This window comes from Pseudomonas sp. AC112 (assembly GCF_979253545.1).
Genome location: NZ_CEEDCM010000001.1, coordinates 6,366,969 through 6,393,324 on the forward strand (window position 1 = coordinate 6,366,969; position 26,356 = coordinate 6,393,324).

The 26,356-nt window shown below is 61.4% G+C and carries 25 protein-coding genes; 12 read left to right on the top strand and 13 right to left on the bottom strand.

The window, feature by feature from the left end:
• Window positions 1-113: 113 nt before the first annotated feature.
• From AC0IYN_RS29260 to AC0IYN_RS29310, 11 genes are all read right to left on the bottom strand, one after another.
• A complete protein-coding gene (locus AC0IYN_RS29260; RefSeq protein WP_471844517.1) occupies window positions 114-1,505 on the bottom strand; it encodes an FAD/NAD(P)-binding protein in 1,392 nt (463 codons plus the stop codon).
• Between the two features lie 12 nt (window positions 1,506-1,517).
• A complete protein-coding gene (locus AC0IYN_RS29265) occupies window positions 1,518-2,285 on the bottom strand; it encodes an ABC transporter ATP-binding protein (protein WP_471844519.1) in 768 nt (255 codons plus the stop codon).
• A 3-nt stretch (window positions 2,286-2,288) separates the two neighbouring features.
• Window positions 2,289-3,629, bottom strand: coding sequence for an ABC transporter substrate-binding protein (locus AC0IYN_RS29270; RefSeq protein WP_471844521.1), 1,341 nt, complete (start codon window positions 3,627-3,629; stop codon window positions 2,289-2,291).
• A 21-nt stretch (window positions 3,630-3,650) separates the two neighbouring features.
• Entirely contained in the window at window positions 3,651-4,700 is a 1,050-nt protein-coding gene (locus AC0IYN_RS29275) for a branched-chain amino acid ABC transporter permease (RefSeq protein WP_099492826.1), read from the bottom strand.
• A 4-nt stretch (window positions 4,701-4,704) separates the two neighbouring features.
• Window positions 4,705-5,586 (bottom strand): branched-chain amino acid ABC transporter permease, encoded by an 882-nt coding sequence (locus tag AC0IYN_RS29280; protein WP_471844523.1) that lies wholly within the window; start codon window positions 5,584-5,586, stop codon window positions 4,705-4,707.
• Window positions 5,583-6,356 carry an ABC transporter ATP-binding protein gene (locus tag AC0IYN_RS29285; RefSeq protein ID WP_406599843.1) on the bottom strand — a complete coding sequence of 258 codons (774 nt, stop codon included), beginning with the start codon at window positions 6,354-6,356 and terminating at the stop codon, window positions 5,583-5,585. Before AC0IYN_RS29285 ends, AC0IYN_RS29280 begins: the two co-directional genes overlap by 4 nt.
• Window positions 6,353-7,255: an AMP-binding protein gene (locus AC0IYN_RS29290; protein WP_471844525.1), complete on the bottom strand. Its 903-nt coding sequence runs from the start codon at window positions 7,253-7,255 to the stop codon at window positions 6,353-6,355. Before AC0IYN_RS29290 ends, AC0IYN_RS29285 begins: the two co-directional genes overlap by 4 nt.
• 142 nt (window positions 7,256-7,397) lie before the next feature.
• The gene (locus tag AC0IYN_RS29295) at window positions 7,398-8,777 is read right to left on the bottom strand and encodes an LLM class flavin-dependent oxidoreductase (RefSeq protein ID WP_457240363.1); all 1,380 of its coding nucleotides are present in this window, start codon (window positions 8,775-8,777) and stop codon (window positions 7,398-7,400) included.
• Window positions 8,777-9,103, bottom strand: a complete 327-nt coding sequence (locus tag AC0IYN_RS29300) for an acyl-CoA dehydrogenase (protein WP_078049214.1) — start codon at window positions 9,101-9,103, stop codon at window positions 8,777-8,779. The genes AC0IYN_RS29295 and AC0IYN_RS29300 overlap by 1 nt, the downstream gene beginning before the upstream one ends.
• Window positions 9,104-9,114: 11 nt before the next feature.
• Window positions 9,115-10,311 carry an SfnB family sulfur acquisition oxidoreductase gene (locus AC0IYN_RS29305; RefSeq protein ID WP_471844528.1) on the bottom strand — a complete coding sequence of 399 codons (1,197 nt, stop codon included), beginning with the start codon at window positions 10,309-10,311 and terminating at the stop codon, window positions 9,115-9,117.
• 154 nt (window positions 10,312-10,465) lie between these two features.
• On the bottom strand, window positions 10,466-11,029 hold the full coding sequence (locus AC0IYN_RS29310) for a helix-turn-helix domain-containing protein (protein ID WP_406599840.1): 564 nt from the start codon (window positions 11,027-11,029) through the stop codon (window positions 10,466-10,468).
• Between the two features lie 92 nt (window positions 11,030-11,121).
• On the opposite strand from AC0IYN_RS29310, the gene AC0IYN_RS29315 reads away from it, so the two are divergent.
• From AC0IYN_RS29315 to AC0IYN_RS29345, 7 genes are all read left to right on the top strand, one after another.
• Entirely contained in the window at window positions 11,122-12,051 is a 930-nt protein-coding gene (locus AC0IYN_RS29315) for a DMT family transporter (protein WP_099492835.1), read from the top strand.
• Between the two features lie 211 nt (window positions 12,052-12,262).
• Window positions 12,263-15,184 (top strand): monovalent cation/H+ antiporter subunit A, encoded by a 2,922-nt coding sequence (locus AC0IYN_RS29320; RefSeq protein WP_471844531.1) that lies wholly within the window; start codon window positions 12,263-12,265, stop codon window positions 15,182-15,184.
• On the top strand, window positions 15,184-15,528 hold the full coding sequence (locus tag AC0IYN_RS29325) for a Na+/H+ antiporter subunit C (protein ID WP_003192163.1): 345 nt from the start codon (window positions 15,184-15,186) through the stop codon (window positions 15,526-15,528). Before AC0IYN_RS29320 ends, AC0IYN_RS29325 begins: the two co-directional genes overlap by 1 nt.
• On the top strand, window positions 15,525-17,207 hold the full coding sequence (locus AC0IYN_RS29330) for a monovalent cation/H+ antiporter subunit D (RefSeq protein ID WP_406599838.1): 1,683 nt from the start codon (window positions 15,525-15,527) through the stop codon (window positions 17,205-17,207). The genes AC0IYN_RS29325 and AC0IYN_RS29330 overlap by 4 nt, the downstream gene beginning before the upstream one ends.
• On the top strand, window positions 17,204-17,692 hold the full coding sequence (locus AC0IYN_RS29335; RefSeq protein WP_406599837.1) for a Na+/H+ antiporter subunit E: 489 nt from the start codon (window positions 17,204-17,206) through the stop codon (window positions 17,690-17,692). Before AC0IYN_RS29330 ends, AC0IYN_RS29335 begins: the two co-directional genes overlap by 4 nt.
• Window positions 17,689-17,967, top strand: coding sequence for a K+/H+ antiporter subunit F (locus tag AC0IYN_RS29340; protein ID WP_005789171.1), 279 nt, complete (start codon window positions 17,689-17,691; stop codon window positions 17,965-17,967). Before AC0IYN_RS29335 ends, AC0IYN_RS29340 begins: the two co-directional genes overlap by 4 nt.
• A complete protein-coding gene (locus tag AC0IYN_RS29345) occupies window positions 17,964-18,302 on the top strand; it encodes a Na+/H+ antiporter subunit G (protein WP_028616866.1) in 339 nt (112 codons plus the stop codon). Before AC0IYN_RS29340 ends, AC0IYN_RS29345 begins: the two co-directional genes overlap by 4 nt.
• A 126-nt stretch (window positions 18,303-18,428) precedes the next feature.
• On the opposite strand, the gene AC0IYN_RS29350 is transcribed toward AC0IYN_RS29345, so the two are convergent.
• On the bottom strand, window positions 18,429-18,887 hold the full coding sequence (locus tag AC0IYN_RS29350) for an HIT family protein (RefSeq protein WP_457240578.1): 459 nt from the start codon (window positions 18,885-18,887) through the stop codon (window positions 18,429-18,431).
• A gap of 240 nt (window positions 18,888-19,127) precedes the next feature.
• On the opposite strand from AC0IYN_RS29350, the gene AC0IYN_RS29355 reads away from it, so the two are divergent.
• The 4 genes from AC0IYN_RS29355 to AC0IYN_RS29370 all read left to right on the top strand — a co-directional run bounded on the left by AC0IYN_RS29355 (window position 19,128) and on the right by AC0IYN_RS29370 (window position 24,831).
• Window positions 19,128-19,649, top strand: coding sequence for a hypothetical protein (locus AC0IYN_RS29355; RefSeq protein ID WP_471844536.1), 522 nt, complete (start codon window positions 19,128-19,130; stop codon window positions 19,647-19,649).
• 117 nt (window positions 19,650-19,766) lie between these two features.
• Window positions 19,767-23,828 carry an RHS repeat-associated core domain-containing protein gene (locus AC0IYN_RS29360; protein WP_471844538.1) on the top strand — a complete coding sequence of 1,354 codons (4,062 nt, stop codon included), beginning with the start codon at window positions 19,767-19,769 and terminating at the stop codon, window positions 23,826-23,828.
• Window positions 23,825-24,124, top strand: coding sequence for a hypothetical protein (locus tag AC0IYN_RS29365; protein WP_406599811.1), 300 nt, complete (start codon window positions 23,825-23,827; stop codon window positions 24,122-24,124). Before AC0IYN_RS29360 ends, AC0IYN_RS29365 begins: the two co-directional genes overlap by 4 nt.
• An 8-nt stretch (window positions 24,125-24,132) precedes the next feature.
• On the top strand, window positions 24,133-24,831 hold the full coding sequence (locus tag AC0IYN_RS29370) for a Type 1 glutamine amidotransferase-like domain-containing protein (protein ID WP_457240411.1): 699 nt from the start codon (window positions 24,133-24,135) through the stop codon (window positions 24,829-24,831).
• A gap of 150 nt (window positions 24,832-24,981) precedes the next feature.
• On the opposite strand, the gene lepB is transcribed toward AC0IYN_RS29370, so the two are convergent.
• Entirely contained in the window at window positions 24,982-25,650 is a 669-nt protein-coding gene (lepB, locus tag AC0IYN_RS29375; protein WP_471844541.1) for a signal peptidase I, read from the bottom strand.
• Window positions 25,651-25,763: 113 nt separating this feature from the next.
• Between lepB and AC0IYN_RS29380 the strand changes: the two genes are divergently transcribed.
• Window positions 25,764-26,315: a dihydrofolate reductase family protein gene (locus tag AC0IYN_RS29380; protein ID WP_471844543.1), complete on the top strand. Its 552-nt coding sequence runs from the start codon at window positions 25,764-25,766 to the stop codon at window positions 26,313-26,315.
• Window positions 26,316-26,356 lie beyond the last annotated feature (41 nt).

Here is a 26,356-nt window from a genome sequence, read left to right on the forward strand (position 1 = left end):
ATCGTGGGTACGCGGTTTTGTAGGAGCTGGCTTGCCGGCGATGGTCGTCAACGATGACGCGGAAAGCCAGAAGGTATGCGGCGCCTTTACGTTTTTCGCCGGCAAGCCGGCGCCTATAGGGTGAGTCGTGCGGCCAGGGCCTTGGCTTGCAGTGCTACATCCGTCACTGCGGTGCTTTCCCACCACATCCCGCGCAACGGCGGACCCATGGCGAACAGGCGCCGGCTGATATTGCCCTCGGCGTCCAGCACCGCGCCCGATGCGTCCGCCGCAATCCCCAACGCCAGCGGCCCTGGCTGGATCAGCCCACGCTTGAGCAATTGCTGCGGCAGCGCACGTGCCACGCGGCGCCAGTCGTATTCGATACCGCTGGAGTTGATCAGCGCTGCGCCCGAGACCTGGGTGATGGCTTGCTCGCCGCGATGACGCAAGCGAATGGTCACGCCTTCAGCCGAAGGTTCCAAGCCCTTGAAGGACGCTGCCCGAATCCGTAATCGCCCCTCATCATGCAAGCGTGCCACTAATTGCGCGCTCAACGGCGGCGAACGGTGGTGATGGCTTTCCCACCACGGCCGCACATGCCGCACGAACTGGCGTTTCTCGCGCTCGCTAGCCTGGCTCCACAGGCGGCCGATGTGCGCGCGCACGGTGTCCAGCGGCGCTTGCCAATCGATGCCTTGCGTTTGCGCAATAGCGCATTGTCGACGCACTTCGCGCAGCAATTGCCGAGGGCTGCGCAGACGGTGATCCTCACCGAGAAAATCCACCCAGCCCGGCGGTTGCCGGCGCACGTGGGGCAGCAAGCCGTGGCGCGAGAAAACCTCGATGGGTCCGCGATGCCCGGCCTGTTCCAGGGAGACCACGGCGTCGACCATCGTCAGCCCCGACCCGATGATCAGCACCGGCGCTTGTGGGTCAATCCCGATCATCGCCTTGACATCCCACGGGTCCACCGCCGCCGCGTTCAGCCCACTGGATTGGGTCTGTGGCGTGCGTGCCGCCGGGAACATGCCGGTGGCCAGTACCGCAAACTCGCCGCGCAGTTGATGGCCGTTATCGAGGGTCAGCAGCGTCGAGTCTTCCTCCGCTTGCAGGTCCACCACTTCGCCGCGCACGTGCTCGACGCTGGATGCAGACTGTGCCTTGGCCTCAGCCAAGCGTTGCTGGGCGTACAAGCCAAATATCCCGCGCGGCGGGAACAATTCGCTGATCGGCACGTGCTGCTGGCGCGACTCCGGCCAGCCTCCGGCGCCAATGTACTCGGTGAGCCATTGGGTCAGGTCGTCGGCATTGTCCGGGTCGACACTCATGCGCGCCGCATTGCCGTTCAGGGTGTGGCCCAGTTCGACAGCACTGTAGGCCTCGCCGCGCCCCAGTTCCGCGCGCGGCTCGATCACCAGGATCCGGCGTTGGCCAGGCAGGCGCAGCAGTTGCACGGCCAGCATCGTGCCGCTCAGGCCGCCGCCGATGATCAGTACATCAGCGTTGCGGATGGATTCAGTCATGCAGAGTTGCCCTTACTGTTTGCCCAGATAAATGTCATGCAAGTCGCCCCGCGCCAACAGTTCAGCGGCGCTGCCACTCAAGGCCACGCGCCCAGTATCCAATACGTAGCCGTGGGACGCATAGTTCAGCGCAACGTTGATGTTCTGCTCGGCGATCAGGAAGCTCACCTGCTGCTCGCGGTTGAGCTGCGCGATGATCGCGAAAATCTCCTGCACGATCATAGGCGCCAAACCCATGGACGGCTCGTCGAGCAGTACCAAAGTAGGACGGGTCATCAACGCCCGCCCAATGGCGACCATCTGCTGCTCGCCGCCCGAGGTGAGGCCGGCGCGGGTGTGGCGCTTGGTCTTGAGCCGTGGGAACCAGGCGTAGATGCGTTCCAGGTCGTGCTCCATCTCCTTGCGGCTCAGGCGCCGGACAAAACCGCCGCTGCGCAGGTTGTCTTCCACGCTCAGTTGGCCGAACACATGGCGACCTTCCAGCACGTGGACCATGCCCTGGCGCACGCGCTGGCTGGGGTCGACGCCGGCCAGGTCGGTGCCGGCGTATTCGATCGTGCCCCGGCTGACCTCGGCCCGCTCGGCACGCACCAACCCGGAGATGGCCTTGAGCGTGGTGCTCTTGCCAGCGCCATTGGCACCGAGCAAGGCCACGATCGCGCCCTTGGGTACGCTCAGCGACACACCGGCCACCGCGAGGATCGCGCCGTCGTAGATCACTTCGATGTCGTTGACGCTTAACAGCGCCTGGCTGGCGGATTCAGCGGCGGGCTGGCTCATGGTTTATTCATCCCCGGTGCAGGTACGCGGCGTCAGGCCTTTTTCCTTGGCGAACGCTGCCGACTTTTCATCGATCAGCGGGCGCAACAGGGCGCGGTCGGCGGCGATCCAGTCGCTGATCAGCGTCCAGTTGGCGCCGTCCCACTGTTGCACCCGCGCCGAGCCGCCACCTTCGTGGTCGCGGCACGAGAGCTTGAGGTTCTGCATCAGGCCCAGGTAGCCCATGCCTTTCAAGCGCGCATCGTCGATGTTCAGGTGTTCCAGGCCCCAGCGGCCTTCTTCGCCATTGAGCGGGCGCTTGCCGAACTTGGCCTGGCCGGTGCGAATCGCTTCTACCGCCACGGCGGCGTTCACCAGGCCGGAGTTGTAGTAGACGCTGCCGAAGTTCTTCAGGTCCTTGAGGTCACTGTGGCCCTTGTCGAGGATGTACTGCTTGAGGCGTTTGTGGATCTCGAAATCAGCCCCGGCCGGGTAGGGCGTGAGGGCCAGGTAGCCCTTGGCGGCCGCACCGGCGGGCAACACGTCTTCGCTGGAGCTGGCCCAGATATCACCGACGATGTGGTCCACCGGGAAGCCGAAACGCGCAGCGGTCTTCACCGCGACCGGTGTGGACACGCCCCAGGTGCGCAGGAACACCCAGTCCGGGTTGGCCTGACGCACCTGGCGCCATTGCGCGGATTGCTCGTTGCCGGGGTCGGCCACCGGGATCTGGATGTTTTCGAAGCCGTACTTTTGCGCCAGCAGCTTCAGCGGGCCGAGGGTTTCGCGACCATAGGCCGAGTCGTGGTAGACCGTGGCGATCTTCTTGCCCTTGAGTTTGTCGAAGCCGCCTTCGCGCTGGGCGATGTAGTTCACCAGCGTCGACGCCTCGCTGTAGAAGGTCAGCATCACCGGGAAGTTGTAGGGGAATACGGTGCCGTCGGTGGCTTCGGTGCGGCCGTAGCCGAGGGTGATCAGCGGGATCTTGTCGACTTCAGCGCGCTCGCTCAGCGCATACGCCGCTGGCGCGCCGTTGGGCTGGTAGACCGCGACCGGGGCGCCATCCAGGCCATTCTTGAAGCGCTCGTAGCACTCGATGCCCTTCTCCGCCGTCCACTCGGTTTCGCACTCCTGCCACACCAGCTTCACACCATTGATGCCGCCTTCGACCTCGTTGATATAACGCAGGTAGTCGATCATCCCGGCCCACACCTGCACACCGCTGGAGGCGTAGGCGCCCACGCGATAGGTGGCCAGGGGAATGAATTGCTGGTCCGGCGAAGCCATCGCCTGGGGGACCGCACCGGCCAGGGTTGCCAGCGTAAACGCGGCGCCGATCATGGAACGTTTCAAGGATGCACGCATGGGAATTCTCTTGAGGGAATGTTAGAAACGCAGCGGCCACTGCCGCACACGGTCACGCAGGTTGTGCAACAGGCGAATCAAACCCTCGGGTTCCTTGATCAGGAACACGATGATCAACACGCCAAAAATGATTTTCTGCAGGTTCTGCAACTGCCCCGCATCCACCGAACCGCCGAACAGTGCCTGGCCGGCATGGCTGAGGAAGATCGGCAGCAGGCTGATGAAGGCCGCGCCGACAAAGTTGCCGGCGATGCTGCCCATGCCGCCGATAATGATGATGAACAGGATCTGGAAGGAGCGATTGATATCGAAGCTGCTGGCGCTGGCCGTGCCCAGGTAGGCAAAGGCCCATAGCGCGCCGGCAATACCTAAGTAAAACGAGCTGACCGCAAACGCCAGGCGCTTGTAGCGCACCACCGGGATGCCGACTACGGCGGCGGCGGTGTCCATGTCACGGATCGCCATCCAGTTGCGGCCGACCTGGCTGCGCACCAGGTTGATCGCGGTCCAGGTCAACAGCACCACGGTGACCAGGGTCAGCAGGTAACGGCCCAACGGCGTATTGAGGTCATGACCGAACAGCGCCAGCTTCGGCGCAGAGATGGTCCCGGACGAGCCGTAGTTGTAGAACCAGGGGAACTTGACGAACAGCCACTCCAGGAAAAACTGCGCGGCCAGGGTGGTGACCATCAGGTAGAAGCCCTTGATCCTCGAACTCGGCAGGCCAAACAGCAGGCCGACCAAGGCGCTGATGATGCCACCACCGAGCAGCGCCACCGGCAACCCCAGCTCCGGCAGGCGCAGTAAAAATCCGTAGGTGGCAAATGCGCCGACGGCCATGAAGCCGGCCGCCCCCACCGAGGTCTGGCCGGTGTAGCCGGTGAGCAGGTTCAGGCCCAGCCCGGCCAGCGACAGCACCAGGAACGGGATCAGGATCGCGTTCAGCCAGTAGTCATTGCCCCACAGCGGCACCACGATGAAGGCCAGCGCCAACAGGCCGCTGAGGGCCCAGGGGATGCGCCGCTGAATCAGCAACAACGGCGCGGTGTCTTGAGCAACGGGGATCGACATGGTTTCAGACTCGCTCGATGGCGCGCTCGCCGAACAGGCCGGCGGGACGGATATACAGGAAGGCCAGGGCCAATACGTAGGCGAACCACGGCGTGATGCCGCCGCCAATCAACGGGCCGATGTAGACCTCGGCGAGGTTCTCCGCCGCGCCGACGATCAGCCCGCCGACTATCGCCCCGCCAATCGAGGTAAAGCCGCCGATGATCAACACCGGCAAGGCCTTGAGCACCACCAGCGACAAGGAGAATTGCACGCCCTGGCGCGCGCCCCACAGCAGGCCCGCCACCAGCCCGACGATGCCCGCCACCGCCCAGACGATCTGCCAGATGCGGTTGAGGTTGATGCCGATGGACAGCGCCGCCGTGGTGTCATCCGCCACCGCACGCAGCGACACGCCGATGCGAGTTTTGTTGAACAGCAGCGCCAGCACTGTCACCAGCACCACGGCAGCGGCGGCAGCGATCAGGTCGAACTGGCTGAGCATCAGCGGGCCAACGAACAACGGTACGTCGTCGATGCCCAGGTCGAGGGCGCGCACCTGGGAGCCCATCAAGCCCTGGGCCAGGCCTTCGATAATGAACGACAGGCCCAACGTGGCCATGAACAAGGTGATCTGCGAACGGTTCACCAGCGGCCGCAGCACCAGCCGCTCGATAAGCAAGGCGCCGACGATCATCACGATCACGGTCAGCAGCAGCGCCGGGGCAAACGGCACGCCTTGGTCATGCAGGCTGACAAAGGTCAGCGCCGCAAACAGCAGCATCGAGCCCTGGGCGAAATTGAACACACCACTGGCCTTGTAGATCAGCACGAAGCCGATGGCGACCAACGAATACATGGTGCCGGCGAGCAGGCCGCCGAGCAGGGTTTCGAAGAAGAACGTCATGGGTTTACAACTCCCAGGTAGGCCGCGATCACCTCGGGGTTGGCCTGCACGTCGGCTGGCGTGCCATCGCCGACCTTGCGCCCGTAATCGAGCACCACCACATGGTCGGACAGGCCCATCACCACGCCCATGTCGTGTTCGATCAACACCACGGTGGTGCCGAGGTCGCGGTTTACATCAGCGACGAAGCGCGCCATTTCCTGTTTTTCCTCGGCGTTCATGCCGGCCATGGGCTCGTCCAGCAGCAACAGGCTCGGCCCGGCGATCAACGCCCGGCCGAGTTCCACGCGCTTTTGCAGGCCGTAGGACAGGTTGCCCACCAACACATCGCGATGGGCTTGCAGCTCCAGGAATTCAAGAATGCCCTGGGCCCGCAACCGGAATGCCTCGGCTTCTCGGCGTGCGCGGGGCAAGCCCAGGGCCTGCTCTATAACGCTGCTGCGCATGTGGCGCGACAGGCCGGTGAGAAGGTTGTCGAGCACGCTCATCTTCTTGAACAGCGCGTTGTTCTGGAAAGTGCGGCCAATGCCCCGGCGCGCGGCACCCAAGGGGTCGATGCGGTGGAAGTGCTGGTCTTCGAAGACAATCTCGCCAGCATCGAAGCGATACACGCCATTGAGCACGTTGAGCAACGAGCTTTTACCCGCACCATTGGGGCCGATCAGCGCGCAGATTTCGCCGCGCGCCACCTCGAAGGACAAGGCATTGATCGCCTTGACGCCCTTGAACGACAGCGAAATATCCCGCACTTGGAGAATGGCCTGGCTCATGCGATGTCCCGCTTGAATTCCGCCAGCCACGCCGGCGAAGGGGTGGATTTGACGGGTTGCCAGATATACGCCAGACGCTGGAAACCCAGGAGTTTGCGCACGCGGTTTTTCAGCAGGCGACGCAGGCCGCTTTGCGGATGGGCGATGGCCCAGTCGCAGAGGCGACGGCGCCAGGTGCCGTGGGGCGCCAGGCGGCTCTCGATCTCGTCGGCCAAGTGCTGCAGACGTGCGGGCGACAGCAGCAGGCCGGTGGGGGCGACTTCACTGCGGTCACGTCGCGCCGACGCCAGGCTTTCCGGGAAGGCCAGGCCATGGCCGCTGTTCAGCCACTGCTCCAGGACCACCGCCAGGCCACCCTGCCAATGGGTGCCCTCTTCGCTCCACAGCACGGTCTCCGCCGTGGGATGCCACCAACGTGCGAGGTGTTGCGCGGGCGCCAACGGACCGAGCAATTGGGCGAAGTCCATCAGATTGGCCGACTGCCAATGCCGCACGTTCTGGCGGCTCTGCACATAGGAATGGGTGGGGCGAATGCGCCACAGGTGCTGTTGGAGCGCCTCGGGTTCCAGGTCGTCAGCCAGGGTCAGGACCTGCCCGCCGATGGATTGCGCCGCCAGCGCCAGCAACAACAGGTTCGGCTCGAACGCACCGCTCAAGGCCAGCCGCGAGTGCTCGCTGAAACCTTGCTGGCGCAAGCCATCGGCCAGGCGCTCGACGTCACGCAATGCATCGATCCAGCGCCACGCGTACCACTGCCCCTGGCGCTTGTGGCGCAGGGCGATGTGCAGCGGCGTGATCTGCGCCCAGTGCTGCAGTTGTTCCAGCGCCTTGGGCAGGTTGCCGAGCAGTTCGGCGGGCCATTCCAGGGCCAGCGGACGTTTGAGTTCGTGCACGCTCATAGGGGGTTTTGCTCCTATTGGGTGGTGTGCGTGCGGTGGTCCGCTGGCCGGGATATTTGAAAACCCTAATCTCTGTAGGAGCCGGCTTGCCGGCGATAGCGATCTTGAGGGCGCCATCGCCGGCAAGCCGGCTCCTACAGGGTTAGATTGAGTTGGCCTTGAGGTCGCGATAGCCGGCGCCGGGGTGATTGGCGCCCAACCGCGCGCCATCGCCAAACAACTTCTCGCGCAGCGTGCCTTGGGCATACTCAGTCTTGTACACGCCACGCTTCTGCAACTCCGGCACCAGCAGGTCCACGGCGTCGATGAAGGTTTCGTGGGTCAGCGCATAGGCCAGGTTGAAGCCGTCGACATCGGTTTCTTCGACCCACTCCTGCAACAGGTCTGCCACGGTTTCCGGGCCGCCGACAAACAGCGGGCCAAAGCCGCCGATGCCGACCCAGTCAGCCAGTTCGTTTGGCGTCCAGACCTTGTTCGGGTCCGCCGTGGAGAAGGCTTCCACCGCCGATTGAATCGCGTTGGTGTGCACGTGCTTGAGCGGTTCATCGGGCTTGAACTGGCTGAAGTCGATGCCGGTCCAGCCAGAGATCAGCGCCATCGCGCCTTCGTAGCTGACGTAGGATTTGTATTCGTCAAACTTGGCCTTGGCCCTGGCGTCGGTCTCACCGACGATCACCGTCTGCAAGTTGAAGATCAGGATCTTCTTCGGATCCCGCCCGGCTTCGGCGGCACGCCGGCGGATGTCAGCGACGGTCTTTTTCAGCAGCACCTTGGAGGGCGCGGCGACGAATACGCACTCGGCCTGTTCGGCGGCGAACTGCTTGCCACGGCTAGACGCACCGGCCTGGTAGAGCACCGGCGTGCGCTGCGGTGACGGCTCGCAGAGGTGAATGCCGGGCACCTGGAAGTGTTTGCCGACATGGCGGATTTCGTGGATCTTGCTCGGGTCGCTGAAAATCCGACGCTCACGGTCACGTAGCACGGCGCCCTCCTCCCAACTGCCTTCCCAGAGTTTGTAGCAAACCTCCAGGTATTCTTCGGCGTAGTCGTAGCGCGCGTCGTGTTCGGTCTGGGCTTTCTGCCCGAGATTCTTGGCGCCGCTTTCCAGGTAGGAGGTGACAATGTTCCAGCCGATGCGCCCCTTGGTCAGGTGGTCGAGGGTGGAGAGACGGCGGGCGAACGGGTACGGATGCTCAAAGGACAACGAAGCGGTGAGGCCAAAACCCAGATGCTCGGTGACCAGCGCCATCGGCGCAATCAGCGACAGCGGGTCATTGACCGGCACCTGCGCCGCCTGGCGAATCGCCGCGTCGCCGTTGCCGTTGTACACATCATAGATACCGAGCACGTCAGCAATAAACAGGCCGTCGAACTTGCCGCGTTCGAGAATTTTCGCCAGGTCGGTCCAATATTCCAGGTCCTTGTACTGCCACGAACGGTCACGCGGGTGCGCCCACAGGCCGGGCGATTGGTGGCCGACACAATTCATGTCGAAGGCATTCAAGCGGATTTCACGGGACATCAAAGCACTCCGTTGAGGTGGTAGTTGCCGACAACCTGGTATTTCCAGCGCAGGGGGTCGTCGAGGGTCGACGGCAGTGCGGTGCGTTGGCCGGTCAATTCGAATTCGGCGTTGCTCGCGGCGATCAGGGCTTCGGCGGCGGCAATTTGCGCTTCGGTGGCGGCCACCGGGCTGGGATGGGTTTCGGCGCGTTCCAACAGGGCAGCGGCGACATCGACGCGAATCTGTAAGTCGCCAAAGCGGCTGATCACGTAGGGGTCATCGCTTTTCTCGACATGCCGACGGGTGCTGTCCAATAGTTGGCGCGCAAGGCTCAGTGCAGTCATGGTTAAGCTCCTTAGTTCCAGGCGTGGCGCGCGGGCTTCACGCCGTTGAGCACGAAGTTGCCGATCAGGTGGTATTTCCAGCGGGCCGGGTCGTGCAGGGTGTGGGTGCGTGCGTTGCGCCAGAAGCGGTCGAGGTTGTGCTTGCCGGTGACAGAGCGGGTGCCGGCCAGTTCGAAGAGTTTGCTGCTGGCGAGCAAGGCGGTTTCGGCGGACAGCACTTTGGCCTGGGCGACCACCAACGAGGCATGGGCCACGCTGTCTTCACTCGGTTCAGCGAGGGCGCGGTCCACCGCCAGGCCGGCCTTGGCGAGAATGGCTTCGGTGCCGTGCACGCGCCACTCCAGGTCGCCGATGGCGGCGATGGTGAACGGGTCCTGCCAGCCGTGATCCTGCTGGCTGTCGATCCAGGGTCGCGCTTGGCGCGCGTAGTGCTTCGCCTGCTCCAGCGCGCCGAGGGCGATGCCGGTGTCGACGGCGGCCTGGATGATCTGCGAGATCGGGCCATTGGCCGTGGGCTGGTCGAAGGCCAAGTGGGCTGGAATCACCGCGCTCACGGGCACGGTCACGCCGTCGAGGGTCACGCCGCCACTGGCGGTGGTGCGCTGGCCAAAGCCGTCCCAGCTGTCGATCACCTGCAAGCCTTGGGCATTGCGTTCGACGAAGGCGATAAACGCCTGGCCGTGTTCGTTATTGCCGACCGTAGGCACAATATGGGCGAACAGCGCGCCGGTGCAGTAGAACTTCTCGCCGTTGATTTGCACGGTGTCGCCGTGGAAGCGAATCTGCGTGTCGAAGGTGCCGGCGTTCTTGCTCTTGGCTTCGGAGAACGCGTTGCCGAAACGGTAGCCTTGGAGGACTTTGCCGAAGTAGTGCTGCTTTTGTGCCTCTGTGGCCGTTTGCAGCAGGATATCCACCACGCCCAGATGGTTCTGTGGGATCTGCCCCAGGGACGGGTCGGCGGCGGAGATCAATTTGATCACCTCGGCGACCGTCACATAGGACACTCCGGCGCCACCGTACGCTTTGGGAATGGTGATGCCCCACAAGCCGCTGGCAGAAAACTCGTCGAGTTCGGCCACCGGCAGGCGACGCTCACGGTCGCGCGCGCTGGCGTCGACGGCAAAACGTGCAGCCAGGCGCGTGGCGACCTCGATGGCTTCCGCGTCCGAGCGGATGACATGGGCAGGGTGTTGAGGGTGGGCTGACATGGGCCGACTCCAGGCTCCGAGGGGATACTGGAGTGATTGCAGGAGTCGTGCCTGAATCTAATCGCCAATAAAATCAGCGTGTTGCGGGCAGTTAAGCGCAGTAGCGCGTCGTTCAAACCAGCAAAGTGTCCATCCACTGTTGCCGGGTGAACAGTTAGATCACCACGTTGCGCACAAACCGCACAGCCACGTCGCCATCATTGCGATAGCCATGGACGTGTCGGCTGGCGAACATATAAAACTCACCGGCGGCAACGTGCTTTTCTTCCTCGCCCACCAGCAATGTGAGGCAGCCTTCGAATACAAATAGCTGCACGCTCCAGCCATCCGGGTCGGGATCGGGACTGTAGCGATCGCCCGGCTCCAGTTGCATTTCCCACAACTCGACCTCACGCCGCGCCGTGGCCTTGGCCAACAGCACCGCCTTGCTCCCAGGAATTTCACCCGCCCAGGCCAGTTCGTTGATACGGCTGTGGTCAGGCGCATCCGGGGCCTGGATCAGGTCGCTGAACGCCACGTCCAGCGCTTCGGCAACACGGTCGAGGGTGGACAGGCTGACGTTCTTTTCGCCCGCCTCGATGGCCACCAGCATGCGCCGGCTGACCCCGGATTTTTCCGAGAGCGCGGTCTGGCTCAGGTCGGCGGCATGGCGCAGGCGCCGGACATTCTGGCTGACGTGCTGCAGGACCGAGGCCCGGTGTGAATTTTCTTTGTGCACTATATTGCTCAATGGGTGGGTGTGCGCAGTATACTGCCCAGCGTGCGGCGCATTGTGCGGTCCGTGCCTTTCCCTTGCAAGACCGAGCCGCCATGACCACCCCGAACTCCCCTTCGCGTTTCAACCGTTTCAGCAAAGCCGAATGCATCCTGGTGGTGATCACCATGATCTGGGGCGGCACCTTTTTGCTGGTGCAGCATGCGATGACCGTCAGTGGCCCGATGTTTTTCGTCGGCCTGCGGTTTGCGGCGGCGGCCATCGTGGTGGGGTTCTTTTCCTTGCGCACCCTGCGCGACCTGACCCTGTTCGAGTTGAAGGCCGGGGTGTTTATCGGCGTGGCGATCATGTTTGGCTACGGGTTGCAGACCATCGGCCTGCAGACGATCCTGAGCAGCCAGTCGGCGTTTATCACCGCGCTCTATGTGCCCTTCGTGCCATTGCTGCAGTGGCTGGTGCTGGGCCGGCGCCCGGGGTTGATGCCGAGCATCGGTATCATGCTGGCGTTCACCGGGTTGATGCTGCTGACGGGGCCGGCGGGCGCTTCGTTGAATTTCAGCCCCGGTGAAATCGCCACGTTGATCGGCGCGGTCGCGATCGCGGCAGAGATCATCCTGATCAGCGCATTTGCCGGGCAGGTGGATGTGCGCCGGGTGACCGTGGTGCAACTGGCCACGGCGTCGTTGTTGTCGTTCCTGATGGTGGTGCCGATGGGCGAGGCGCTGCCGGGGTTTTCATGGTTATTGCTATTCAGTGCAGTGGGCCTGGGCTTGACCAGTGCGGTGATCCAAGTGGCGATGAACTGGGCGCAGCAAAGTGTTTCGCCCACCCGCGCCACGTTGATCTATGCCGGCGAGCCGGTGTGGGCCGGCGTGGTGGGGCGGATCGCGGGGGAGCGTTTTCCGCCGATTGCGATGCTGGGGGCGGCGTTGATTGTGGCGGCGGTGATTGTCAGTGAGATGAAGACCAAGGGGCAGAAGGCCCTCGAATTGCGCGATGAGCGGGAACAGGAACAGCAGGGATAGGGTCCGAATGCTTGCGGTGGCTGTCAGATTGCCATCGCGGGCAAGCCCGACTCCCACAGGGAGCGGTGTCGCCCGTAGGAATGCGGTCACTTTAAACAAGGCCAAATGAGCAGTTTCGACCTATCTTGTAGGATCCTGCCACATGTTGCCGTTTGGTGATCGTTAAAGCGGCACGTATGATGCATCCCAAACTCCCGCAGATTAGAAGCCTATGTCCCTGATAGTTCTACTGCTTCTGCCGTTTATTGGCAGCTGTCTGGCGGCCTTGCTGCCGCACAATGCACGTAACACCGAATCCCTGCTGGCTGGCCTTGTGGCCCTGGTCGGTACCGTTCAAGTCGCCCTGCTCTACCCCCAGATCGCCCACGGTGGCGTGATCCGCGAAGAATTCATGTGGTTGCCCAGCCTTGGGCTGAACTTCGTGTTGCGCATGGACGGGTTTGCCTGGCTGTTCTCGATGCTGGTGCTGGGTATCGGCACACTGGTGTCGCTGTATGCGCGCTACTACATGTCGCCGGATGACCCGGTGCCGCGCTTCTTCGCGTTTTTCCTGGCCTTCATGGGCGCCATGCTCGGGCTGGTGATCTCCGGCAACCTGGTCCAGATCGTGTTCTTCTGGGAACTGACCAGCCTGTTCTCGTTCCTGCTGATCGGCTACTGGCACCACCGCGCCGATGCACGGCGTGGCGCCTATATGGCGTTGATGGTTACCGGTGCGGGCGGCTTGTGCCTGCTGGCGGGCGTGATGTTGCTGGGGCATATCGTCGGCAGCTACGACCTGGATCGGGTGCTGGCAGCGGGCGATCAGATTCGCGCGCACGCGCTGTACCCGGTCATGCTGGCCCTGGTACTGATCGGCGCCTTGAGCAAAAGCGCCCAGTTCCCCTTCCACTTCTGGCTGCCCCACGCGATGGCGGCGCCCACGCCGGTGTCGGCGTACCTGCATTCGGCGACGATGGTGAAGGCCGGCGTGTTCCTGCTGGCCCGCCTGTGGCCGTCGCTGTCCGGTAGCGAAGAATGGTTCTGGATCGTCGGCGGTGCCGGCGCTCTCACCCTCCTCCTCGGCGCTTACTGCGCCATGTTCCAGAATGATCTCAAGGGCCTGCTGGCCTACTCCACCATCAGCCACCTCGGGCTGATCACCTTATTGCTTGGCCTGAACAGCCCGCTGGCTGCCGTCGCAGCCGTATTCCATATCCTTAACCACGCCACATTCAAGGCCTCGCTGTTCATGGCCGCAGGCATCATCGACCACGAAAGCGGCACGCGGGATATCCGCAAGCTCAGCGGGCTGGTGCGTTTGATCCCGTTTACCGCGACCCTGGCGATGGTGGCCAGTGCGTCCATGGCGGGCGTACCGTTGCTCAACGGCTTCCTGTCCAAAGAGATGTTCTTCGCCGAAACCGTGTTCATCACCTCGACCGCCTGGGTGGAGTTCGCCCTGCCGTTGATCGCGACCATCGCCGGTACGTTCAGCGTGGCCTACGCACTGCGCTTCACCGTCGACGTGTTCTTCGGCCCTACCGCAACCAACCTGCCGCACACGCCCCACGAACCGCCGCGCTGGATGCGTGCGCCGGTCGAGCTGCTGGTGTTCACCTGCCTGCTGGTGGGCATCTTCCCGGCCCAGGTGGTCGGCTCGATCCTCGCCGCCGCCGCGCTGCCGGTAGTGGGCGGTGTGCTGCCGGAGTACAGCCTGGCGATCTGGCACGGCTGGAACGCGCCGATGATCATGAGCCTGGTGGCCATGTCCGGCGGCGTGGTGCTGTACCTGCTGTTGCGCAAGCAACTCAAGCGTGGCCGCTTCAAATACCCGCCGGTGATCAGCTACTTCAACGGCAAGCGCGGTTTCGAGCGCAGCCTGGTAGTGATGATGCGCGGTGTGCGCAAGATCGAGAAACGCATCAGCACCAAGCGCCTGCAGACGCAACTGTTCCTGCTGGTATTGGTGGCGGTGATCGGCGGCATGATCCCGATGCTCAACAGCGGCCTCAGCTGGGGCGACCGACCGAAGATCCCCGGTTCCATCGTGTTCGTGACCCTGTGGCTGCTGGCGATTGCCTGTGCCCTCGGCGCCGCCTGGCAAGCCAAGTATCACCGGTTGGCAGCCCTGACCATGGTCAGCGTGTGCGGCCTGATGACCTGCATCACCTTTGTGTGGTTCTCGGCGCCGGACCTGGCGCTGACCCAACTGGTGGTCGAAGTGGTGACCACCGTGCTGATCCTGCTGGGCCTGCGTTGGCTGCCACGGCGGATCGAAGAAGTCTCGCCACTGCCCAGCTCGCTGCGCAAGGCTCGCATCCGTCGCTTGCGTGACTTCCTGTTGTCCACGGTGGTGGGTGGCGGCATGGCGCTGCTGTCCTACGCGATGCTGACCCGCCAGACACCCAACGACATTTCCTCGTTCTATTTAAGCCGCGCCCTGCCCGAAGGCGGCGGCAGCAATGTGGTGAACGTGATGCTGGTGGATTTCCGTGGCTTCGACACCCTGGGCGAGATCACCGTGCTTGGCGCCGTGGCGCTGACGGTCTACGCCCTGCTGCGGCGCTTCCGCCCATCCAAGGAAAGCATGCAACTGCCCGCGCAACAGCGCCAGTTGGCGCCGGACGTGGCCACCGACCTGGTCAACCCGCGCCAGGCCAGCGACACCGCCCTGGGCTTCATGATGGTGCCGGCGGTGCTGGTGCGCCTGCTGCTGCCGATAGCGCTGGTGGTGTCGTTCTACCTGTTCATGCGCGGCCACAACCAACCGGGCGGCGGGTTTGTCGCCGGCCTGGTGATGTCGGTCGCGTTTATCCTGCAATACATGGTTGCCGGCACGCAGTGGGTCGAGGCGCAGATGAGCCTGCGACCGATGCACTGGATGGGCTTTGGCCTGTTCTCGGCGACGCTGACCGGGCTCGGTGCATTGTTTGCCGGGTATCCGTTCCTGACCACCCATACCTGGCATTTCAGCCTGCCGGTGCTGGGCGACATCCATGTCGCCAGCGCCTTGTTCTTCGACGTCGGCGTGTACGCCATGGTCGTCGGTTCGACGTTGCTGATGCTTACCGCCCTCGGTCACCAGTCCGTGCGGGCCCATAAACCGAGCAACCAGGCCAAAGTGGTTGCCGCAACGGAAGGAGCCGCCTGATGGAAGAAGTCATCGCAATTGCCATTGGGGTCCTGGCCGCCTCCGGCGTCTGGCTGATCCTGCGGCCACGGACGTTCCAGGTAGTGATGGGCCTGTGCCTGCTGTCATACGGGGTCAACCTGTTCATTTTCAGCATGGGCAGCCTGTTTATCGGCAAGGAGCCGATCATCAAGGACGGCGTGCCGCAAGACTTGCTCAACTACACCGATCCACTGCCCCAGGCGCTGGTGCTCACGGCCATTGTGATCAGCTTCGCCATGACCGCACTGTTCCTGGTGGTGTTGCTGGCGTCCCGGGGCCTGACCGGCACTGACCATGTGGACGGCCGGGAGCCCAAGGAATGACGTGGATGAATCAACTGATCGTCGCGCCGATCCTGCTGCCGTTGCTCACCGCAGCCCTGATGCTGATGCTCGGCGAGAAGCACCGGCCACTGAAAGCGCGTATCAACCTGTTCTCCAGCATGATCGGCCTGGGCATCGCCATCCTGCTGCTGTACTGGACGCAAAAAGGCGGCCCCGGCTCGATCGGCGTGTACCTGCCGGGCAACTGGCAAGTGCCGTTTGGCATCGTGCTGGTGGTCGACCAATTGTCGGCGCTGATGCTGGTGCTCACCGGGATCATCGGCGTGAGCGCGCTACTGTTCGCCATGGCCCGCTGGGACCGCGCGGGCACCAGCTTCCACGCGTTGTTCCAGGTGCAGATGATGGGCCTGTACGGAGCCTTTCTCACCGCCGACCTGTTCAACCTCTTCGTGTTCTTCGAGGTGCTGCTGGCGGCGTCCTATGGCTTGATGCTGCACGGTTCCGGGCGTGCGCGGGTGTCCTCGGGGCTGCATTACATCGCGATCAACCTGCTGGCCTCGTCACTGTTCCTGATTGGCGCGGCGATGATTTACGGTGTTACCGGTACGCTGAACTTCGCCGACCTGGCGCTGAAAATCCCGCTGGTGCCCGAGGCGGATCGCGGCCTGTTGCACGCCGGTGCGGCCATCCTCGCGACCGCATTCCTGGCCAAGGCCGGCATGTGGCCGCTGAACTTCTGGCTGGCCCCCGCCTACTCCTCGGCGAGTGCGCCGGTGGCGGCGATGTTCGCGATCATGACCAAGGTCGGCGTGTATACCGTGCTGCGCCTGTGGACCCTGCTGTTTTCCGGCCAGGCCGGTGCCTCGGCGCTGTTTGGCGGTGACTGGCTGGTATACGGCGGCATGGCAACCATCATCTGCGCGGCGCTGGCGATGGTGGCGGCGCAGCGGCTGGAGCGCATGGCCAGCTTGAGCATCCTGGTGTCGGCCGGGATCCTGCTGTCGGCCGTGGGTTTCGCCCAGCCGAGCCTCACCGCTGGGGCGCTGTTTTATCTGGTCAGCTCGACGCTGGCATTGAGCGCACTGTTCCTGCTGGCCGAACTGATCGAGCGGTCACGCTCGGCCAACGACCTGCCGCTGGATGAAGAGATCGATGCGCTGCCCAAGGCCATGGAATCCCTGCATCCGCGTCCTGGCGTCAACCTCGATGACGAGCAGAAAGCCGTGGTCGGCCAGGTGATTCCCTGGACCATGGCCTTCCTGGGCCTGAGCTTTATCGCCTGCGCCCTGCTGATTATCGGCATGCCGCCGCTTTCCGGGTTTATCGGCAAGCTCAGCCTGTTGAGTGCGCTGGTCAATCCGCTGGGCCTGGGCGTCAGTGTTGACGAGCCGATTCGTCCCGCCGCGTGGGGCCTGGTGGCGTTGCTGATTCTTTCCGGCCTGGCGTCGTTGATCGCCTTCGCGCGCCTGGGCATCCAGCGCTTCTGGACCCCGGAAGAGCGTCCATCGCCACTGCTGCGTCGTTACGAGTGCCTGCCGATCTTCTTCCTGCTCGGCCTCAGCATCCTGCTGACGTTCAAGGCCGAGCCGCTGATGCGCTACACCCAGGACACGGCCGTCAGCCTGAATAACCCGGAACACTATGTGATGGCCGTGATGGCGACACGTCCAGTGCCAAGCCCTGAAGCCCAGGCGGCCGCGCTGGAGGTGCAACCATGAAGCGATTGCTCCCTGCTCCGTGGCTGTCCCTGGCGTTGTGGGTGTTGTGGCTGGTGCTGAACCTGTCGGTCAGCCCCGGCAACCTGCTGCTGGGCGCGCTGTTGGGCGTTCTTGCACCGCTGATGATGGCGCCGTTGCGGCCGCTGGCGATCCGTATCCGCCGCCCGGGGGTGATCATCCGCCTGTTTTTCCTGGTCGGGCGCGACGTGATTATTTCCAATCTGCACGTGGCCTGGGGCGTACTGACCTGCGGCTCGCGCCCCCCGCGTTCGCGCTTTATCAAGATCCCCCTGGACCTGCGCGACCCCAACGGCCTGGCCGTACTGTCGATGATCACCAGCGTGACCCCAGGCACCGTTTGGTCGGAACTGGCCCTGGACCGCAGCATTTTGCTGCTGCACGTGTTTGATCTGGATGACGAGGCGACGTTTATCACCCACTTCAAACAGGCCTACGAACGGCCCCTGATGGAGATCTTCGAATGAGCGCCCTGCTCTCCAATGCGATCCTGTTCAGCCTGTTCCTGTTCTCCCTGGCCATGGTGCTGACGCTGATCCGCCTGTTCAAGGGCCCGTCGGCGCAAGACAGGGTACTGGCGCTGGACTACCTGTACATCCTGGCGATGCTGATGATGCTGGTGCTGGGCATTCGCTATGCCAGTGACACCTACTTTGAAGCGGCGCTGTTGATCGCGCTGTTCGGCTTCGTGGGCTCGTTTGCCCTGGCCAAATTCCTGCTGCGTGGGGAGGTGATTGAATGATGCCGTTATGGATGGAAATCGTCGTCGCGGTACTGCTGGTGCTCAGCAGTGTGTTTGCGTTGATCGGCGCGATCGGGTTGTTGCGCATGAAGGACTTCTTCCAGCGCATGCACCCGCCGGCACTGGCTTCGACGCTGGGGGCGTGGTGTGTGGCGTTGGCGTCGATCATTTATTTTTCGGTGCTCAAGTCCGGGCCGGTGTTGCACGGGTGGTTGATACCGATCTTGTTGTCGATCACCGTGCCAGTGACCACGTTGCTGTTGGCCCGCACTGCACTGTTCCGCAAGCGCATGGCCGGTGATGATGTGCCGGCCGAAGTCAGCAGCCGCCGCTGATTCATCAAGCGAACACAGTAAAAAATGTGGGAGCGGGCTTGCTCGCGAATGCGGTTTTTCAGTCAGCACATCAGCGACTGACCCACCGCATTCGCGAGCAAGCCCGCTCCCACATTTGGTTTTGCATTAGACAAATGATCTGATGTGCGCCGCCAACTCCGCTAGCTCGGCATCATCCGCCCGCACAAAATCGTGGGACGAGATATAGCCCTCATAGGCTTCGAAGAACTTCTCCACCTTGGAGCTGATGGGCTTGAAGGTACTGTCCCCGCCCGTCCCGTGCATGGGAAACAGCTTCGCATGCAAATGATCCACTCCATACCCTTCAAGAATCATCCCCGTACGGGCCACATCGGGAAACGCGCGGTCGATCTGTTGCGCAGTCTTCTTCGCGGCGATAGCAAGCCCGGCCAACACCTCATCCGACTGCGCAAACGCATAGCTGCCGTAGTGCTGCTTGGGGATTACCACGCTGAAACCGGGGGTGTTAGGGAAGATCGAGAGAAACGCCATATGCTGGTCGTCTTCCCACAGAATGTGCGCTGGGGAGGTCTTTTGAACAATGCTGCAGAAGATACAATCCATTTTAATCACCGCTGGTTTCATCGTGGGTTTGGTCGTGGCAAACATCTAAAGTCAGGATTGGGTGGGAGTCAAACCCCTATCTTCGGCGGTCGCACAGTTTACCGAAACTTCCCACATCAGCACCGGACAACCTCTATTCTTCGCCCTTGAAGACCTCTGCAAAGTCCCTCGCCTGAATACACAGTGCGAGGGATTGCAGATGGCATTATTTGTTTGGCCCCCGGTCAATGGGGCGGCCTCATGATCGAAGTGACCAGCCAAACCATTGGTTTTTTGGTACTGGCCGCCCTGGATTCAAAGACGCGAGACGTCGAATCCGTCATCAGCGACTTCAAGCGCTGCCTAAATCACTACGACGCCTGGGCTGAGAGCTTTTTCAGCTTTTCGGCGCTGGATATCGAGCAGGTCTTCAAGGTTGGGGATGAAGTGGCGCTGGTTGCGCCGATCAACCGCTCCCTGTTTCCCAGTACCACCACCGCAACTTGCCAGGCGGATGGCACGCTGACTCTGGTGCATATGTTCCAGAGCTCTCGATTCGTGCCCATTGGCAATACGCCCGTGATGGTGCAGCGCATCGACCCAAAGGGTGGCCCACTCGGGGAGCCCATCCATAAAACCATCGGTCCCAGCGGCATTCTCGAAATCAAGGAATGTGATCGCAACCAACAGTACCGGGTCAGTTTCTACCCCAACGTGTCCAAAGAGCACTTCAAGGCGCTGTACGCCTCTTATCAGGCGGTTATCGCACCGTTGGAAGGGTGACTGCGTGCGGAATGGAGCACCAAGTTTGAACCGCTGTGGAAAGGTTATTCCGAAGCCAACTTCCTCAAGCGCTATCTCTCGCTGCAGGAGGCGTACGCACGCGGGTTTGGTGGAGCGTTGTATTCACTCTGGGAAAACATCAAGCAGATGTTTCAGTGGTTTTTAGACCCATTGGGGTATGCCGAAAAGCTGCTGCATTACCTGACCCAGGAAGAATTTGAAACGCTGTTGAAGCTTGGTACCGAAAGCCTAGCGAAGGGCTTGTTGGTGCTGAGCGATGAGCCGCTGCTGTTCATTTATGTGTCGGCGATGGTCAGCTGGATGCGGATGTTGCCGCCGCCTTATATGAACGAGTTGCTGGGGGAAGTCAGCGCCGAAGTATTGATCAATTTGTTGCTGTGCCTGGCCACCGCAGGAATGGGGATGGCGGTGCGTTTGAGTTCGAAGGTGCTGGGTGGCATCAAGTCTCAGCGGGCGCGCAGGTGGTTGGAGCACATGGCTGGGCACTTCGGGAAGTTTCGTGTGGATGACCACGCGGAGGTGGCTAAGCCGATATTGCTCAGTAGCCCGGCCACAACGATCAAGACGATTCCGGATGCGCCATTGAAGGCTGGGGATCAGGTGATTGCCAACCCGGTACCGGTGGCTCGGAACAAGTCCCAGCGGACGGTGTTGGTGCGCCAGGAACATGTGGATGATGCGCCGGCTGTTGCGAAGAATCCGGCTGGGGATGCTGCCGCCTCTTCCGACAAGACCGCCACTAACGGCTGCCCGGTGTCGATGGTCACGGGCGAGGAACTGCTGACCCTCACCGATGGGGCGCTGGACGGGATGTTGCCGTTTGAGTGGACCCGGTTGTACCGCACCAGCGCGGTGGAAATGGATTGCGGATTGGGGTTTGGCTGGAGTCACTCACTGGCGCATCGGCTGAGTGTTTCCGGTGATTCGGTGGTGTGGACCGATCATGAAAACCGCTCGACCACCCTGCCCTTGCCGTCGATCTCTCGCCCCGCAATCACCAATAGCCTGGCTGAAGCGGCGATCTATTTAGGGTCGTTGCCCGATGAACTGGTGCTGGCTCAGGCGTCACGTTTCTACCACTTCCGCGACGGTGTGCTGACAGCGATCAGCGACGCGTATGACAACCGACTGCGTATTGCCCGGGATTTTCTGGGGCGCATTGAGCGGCTCGATAACGGTGTGGGGCGCTCGCTGTTGTTGCGCTACGCGTCGGGCCGGATCGTGGCGGTGGACTACCAAGTTCAACGCATCGTGGACGAGGGTCCGTATGTTTGGGTGACGGAACAGACGGTTGTTTCCTACGCCTATGACGACCTTGGGCGACTGATTTCAGCGACTAACGCTGTCGGCGAAAGCGAGGTTTATCGGTACGACGATCAGCACGTCATTCTTGAGCGCGGCTTGGCCGGTGGGGCGAGTTTCTACTGGGAGTGGGAACGGGCTGGCAAGGCGGCGCGGTGTGTCCGCCACTGGGCCAGCTTTTCGCAGATGGACACGCGGTATGCATGGGACGACAACGGGCAGGTCACGGTGTTTAACGCCGATGGTAGCCAGGAAGTCTATGTCCACGATCAGCGCGCACGGCTGGTGCAACGGGTGGATCCGGACGGGGCCGAGCACTTTAAGTCCTACGATGACAACGGGCGGCTGACGGTTGAGCAGGATCCGCTGGGCGCGATCACGGCCTACCAGTACGACGAAGCTGGACGTTTGGTGGCGGTGTTTCCTGGGGATGATGAGCCAACATCCTACGAGCATGACAATGGATTCGTACGGGTTGTAAGGCGGGATAAGGCGGTTTGGAAATATGAGCGTAATGACCAGGGCGACGTTACGCGTAGGACCGATCCTGACGGCCATTCGACTGAGTACAGCTACAACAAACGCGGGCAACTGACGCAGGTTTGGTATCCCGATCACAGCTGTCATCGGCTGGTTTGGAATGAGCGTGGTCAGTTGCTTGAGGAGCAGTTGCCGAATGGCGGCGTTAAGCGCTATCGCTATGACGATCTTGGGCGACAAATTGCGCGGGAGGATGAGCATGGCACGCTGACCCAGTATCAGTGGGACAGCGTGGGTCGGTTGATTCGCGTTGTACAGCCAGGCGGCGAGTTCAGGGAATACAGCTACAACCCCTACGGAAAAATCACCGCCGAGCACGATGAACTGGGGCACGTCACCCGCTACGAATACGCCAACGGCCTGCACCTGATCAGCCGGCGCATCAACGCTGATGGCAGCCAGGTCAAATACCGTTACGACAACGCGCGTTTGTTGCTGACCGAGATCGAAAACGAGGTTGGCGAAACCTACCGACTCCAGTACCACAGCAACGGCCTGATCCAGCAGGAAACCGGGTTTGACGGTCAGCGCACGGCTTACGTCTACGACCTCAATGGCAACCTGCAGGAAAAGACCGAACACGGCGATGACGGCAGTCAGCTGGTTACCCGCTACGAGCGCGATTATGCCGGTCGGCTCGTACGAAAAACCCTGCCTGATGGCAACCTGGTTGATTATGCCTACGACCGCCAAGGCAATCTCTTAAGCGTCGAGGACGGCCACTGGGCGTTGGCCTACGAATACGACACACAAAACCGCCTCACCGCCGAACACCAAGGCTGGGGCACCCTGCGCTACGGCTACGACGCCTGCGGCCACCTTCAAAACCTACGCCTGCCGGACAACAACCGCCTCACCTTCAAACACGACAAAGGCGGTCACCTCGCCACCGTCGAACTGAACGGTGAAATCCTTACATCTCATCTCTACAAAGCTGGCCAAGAACAGCAACGCCAACAAGGCCAACTGCTCAGCCACTACCAACACGACCACCAGGGACGCCTGGTCAACCAGAGCATCAACGACGCCGAAGGCCCGCTATACCGCCGCCACTACGACTACGACAAATCCGGCAACCTCACCCGTCTGCTCGACACCCGCAAAGGCGATCACCGCTACCACTACGACCCCCTAAGCCGCCTCACCCGCGCCGACCACACCCAAGACGAGCAAGAACGCTTCGGCCACGACCCCGCCGGCAACCTGCTCATGCAAGACCGCCCCGGCCCCGACATCGTCGCCGGCAACCGCCTGATGATCCAAGGCGACCACCACTACGACTACGACGCCTTCGGCAACCTCATCCGCGAACGACGCGGCAAAGGCCATCAACTCGTCACCGAATACCGTTACGACTGCCAGCATCGGCTGATCGGCGTTAAGACGCCCAACGGCCAAACCGCGAGCTATCGCTACGACGCGTTTGGGCGGCGTATCAGCAAAACCGTCGACGGCATCACGACTGAGTTCTTCTGGCAAGGCGACAAACTCATCGCCGAGCACCACGCGAACCGCCACCGCAGCTACCTCTACGAACCGGACAGCTTCCGCCCGCTGGCCTTGTTGGAAGGCTTCGGCCCAAAGGAAACCAAGCCCTACCACTACCAACTCGACCACCTCGGCACCCCGCAGGAACTCACCGCCCCGGATGGCGAAATCGTCTGGTCCGCGCATTACCGCGCGTATGGCGAAATCAGCCGTCTCGACATAGGAAAAGTCGACAACCCGCTGCGCTTCCAGGGACAGTATTTCGATCAAGAAAGCGGGCTGCATTACAACCGCCATCGCTACTACAATCCGGATGTTGGTCGTTACCTCACGCCAGACCCGGTGAAATTGGCGGGTGGGATCAACGCCTACCAGTACGTACCTAATCCTACGGGTTGGGTGGATCCACTGGGGCTGAGCAAGTGCCCTGGCAACTGTGATCCAGCTAAAAGTCCTGAAAGCTCTCCGAGCAACGCGAACGTCAACGAAGGTCACCCACCGCTTCCTTCCCCTGAAGATATTGAATGGACGCCTCATGGCTATAAGCACAGTCCCTCAAAGAAAGTGTCTTGGAAACATATCGTGACGACGACAAAATCTGGTCCAGCCAAGTACCGGCCAGGGATAGATATTGAAAACCTGGAGAGAGAAGCCTATAAAAACGGAAGGATGACGACGAATGGCAAACCTTGGAAAGTGATGGAGTATGCTGAAAGCATCGGCGCGAGCGAGGGGGCTCCGAGCCGTTGGATACGCATAGAATTAAGCGCAAAAACCATTCACGGCCATCCTATTTCTGAGCAAGAATTCAAGAGATTAACCAAATGATCTCGTTAGACTTCATACACGGCAATATCACCTATGATGAGCTTTCTTTGCTGGAGGAGTCCGCGATTGAAGATCAAGTACACAACTTGAAGGAGGATATGCTTCAGGTGGAGTATCCGGACGGTTTCTTACTCGATGTAGGTTGGTTTCCTTCATTCGATGCAAAAGGCCACTTCCAGATAAAGGTCGTCAAAGACTATGACTGGGACTCACCTATTTTGACTCTTACCACGCAATCAATTGATACGCTAGGCACGCTACTCCTCCGTGCGCAATCTCAATTAATACAGCGTTAAAAAACACGATGGATAAAAATATCGTTGTCATAGGCGGCGAGTCCAGCGAAGACATGACTCGCATGACCCGCATCGACGAACATATCGTCGCGTCATCCGGCAAGGTCCAACCCACGGTTCTCTATATCTCCACCGCCAACGGCGACGACCGTGTAAAGATTGCCGACTTCACGGCCAAATATGAGAGTGCTGGTTGCCGCGTGCGCACGCTGGCATTTTTCATTCCACCCTTTCCCTGCCCAGATCATGTTTCATCGTTGTTTGAGCAAGCCGACATCATCTACGTGGCAGGCGGGAATACTCGCGCCATGTTAGCTATCTGGCATGAATTTGGCGCAGTGGGCCTTCTGGAAAAGGCATGGAAAAATGGCAAGGTCCTGTGTGGGGTCAGTGCAGGGGCGATTTGCTGGTTTGAGTATGGGCACTCCGATTCAGGGGGAGCGTTCGCCCTGATTGCCGGCCTGGGTTTTCTGCCTGGAGCGCTGTGTCCGCATTTCAGTTCAGAGGCGGGAAGAGAAACTTCGTTTGTTGAGCTTGTCCGGCTCAAAGGTGTACAGCCCGCCTACGCGGTCGATGATAGCGTCGCCCTGCATTTCAAGAACGGCAGATACCACGAGACGATTCATAACAACGCGAAAAAGAGTGCTTATGACGTCACTACGGCACCTCCGTATCTAACACAGCTTTCGCAGGTTTCCGGCGGCTAGGCCCTTCCCTTTTCCAGGTGCAGTCCTTTGAAGGAACAGACCATGAGCTCAATCTGAACTGCGATGGCGGCGTGTCAGTCGCCGTCACTGTATTGGACACGCCGCCATCGCTGGCAAGCCAGCTCCTACAGGGGTAATGGGGGCTTGTCCTTACAGGATCGGCGCGCCAAACCTGTTCAGGCGTGGCATCCAGTGATCCATGATTTCTGCCGACGCCAGCACATGGTGCGCGCGCCCGATCAACAGCCGGCGTGGCACAACGCCGATATACCGTGAGTCATCGCTGTTATCGCGATTGTCCCCCAGCATGAAATAGCTGTCGGCCGGCACCACCACCGGGCCGAAATTACGCATTGCCCGCACCGTCGGCATGAACTGCACCGTGCGCTGACGGTTGGCCGCCCGCTCGTTCAGCTTGATTCCTGGCACCGTATGGCCGGGCAGGATGGGTTCGCTGATGTCCTGCGCGTCACTGTAGGTGGCAGGCACGCCGTTGACCCACAACACCTCATCTTTCATTTCCAGGGTGTCACCGGGTATGCCGACGATGCGCTTGATCAGGCGCATGCCGTCCTTGGGCGATGAAAACGTCACCACATCGCCACGTTGGGGGTTATCGAGCTTGGCCAGGGAAATGTCCGTGAGCGGCAGCTTGAGGTCGTAGGCCACCCGGTTCACCAACACCACATCGCCCTCCATCAAGGTCGGGCGCATGGAGCCAGAGGGAATGGGATTCCAGTCGGCCAGGGATGTACGGAAAACGCCGAAGCACATCCAGAAAATGATTGCGTAACGGTAACGGATCACCCAACTTTGCATACATCCTCGCACGACAGGAAAGGGGCATCAGGACTGTTTCTTAGACGCCCGGTTGTTGCACGCGAGGATTAAATTAACATTAGCGTCCACGCGCACTAAAAGGAGTTTTCGCCATGGATACCCAATGTTCCGTTTTTATCGCAACCAGCATCGACGGCTTTATTGCCCGCCCGGACGGTGATATCGAGTGGTTGCACCGACCAGAGTACGAAACCGCCGAGTTGAACGGCGTGACCTATGAACGCTTCATCGCCACGGTCGATGCACTGGTAATGGGTCGCAAAACCCTGGAGAAAATCTTGTCCTTCCCCGAGTGGCCCTACGAGGGCACGCCCGTCATTGCGCTGTCCCACCAGCCTCTGCAGATCCCTGCGCACCTGGAGGGCAAGGTCGAGGTCATGGCAGGAGACGTCACCTCACTCGTGGCAACGTTAGCCGAGCGCGGCATGAAGCACCTCTATATCGACGGAGGCCAAACGATCCAGGCGTTTCTTGAAGCGGGCCTGATCGATGAGCTGATCATTACGCGTATCCCGGTTTTACTCGGGCAAGGGATCCCACTCTTCAGCCAGATCAGTCGAGAACTTGAGCTTCGCCATATCGGCACGCATGAGTCGGACAATGGTTTTGTTCAAAGTCGGTATCAAGTGATGCAATCTTCATAGCGGCGGCAGACACTCATATCGCGCAAGACGGACAGGAGGTC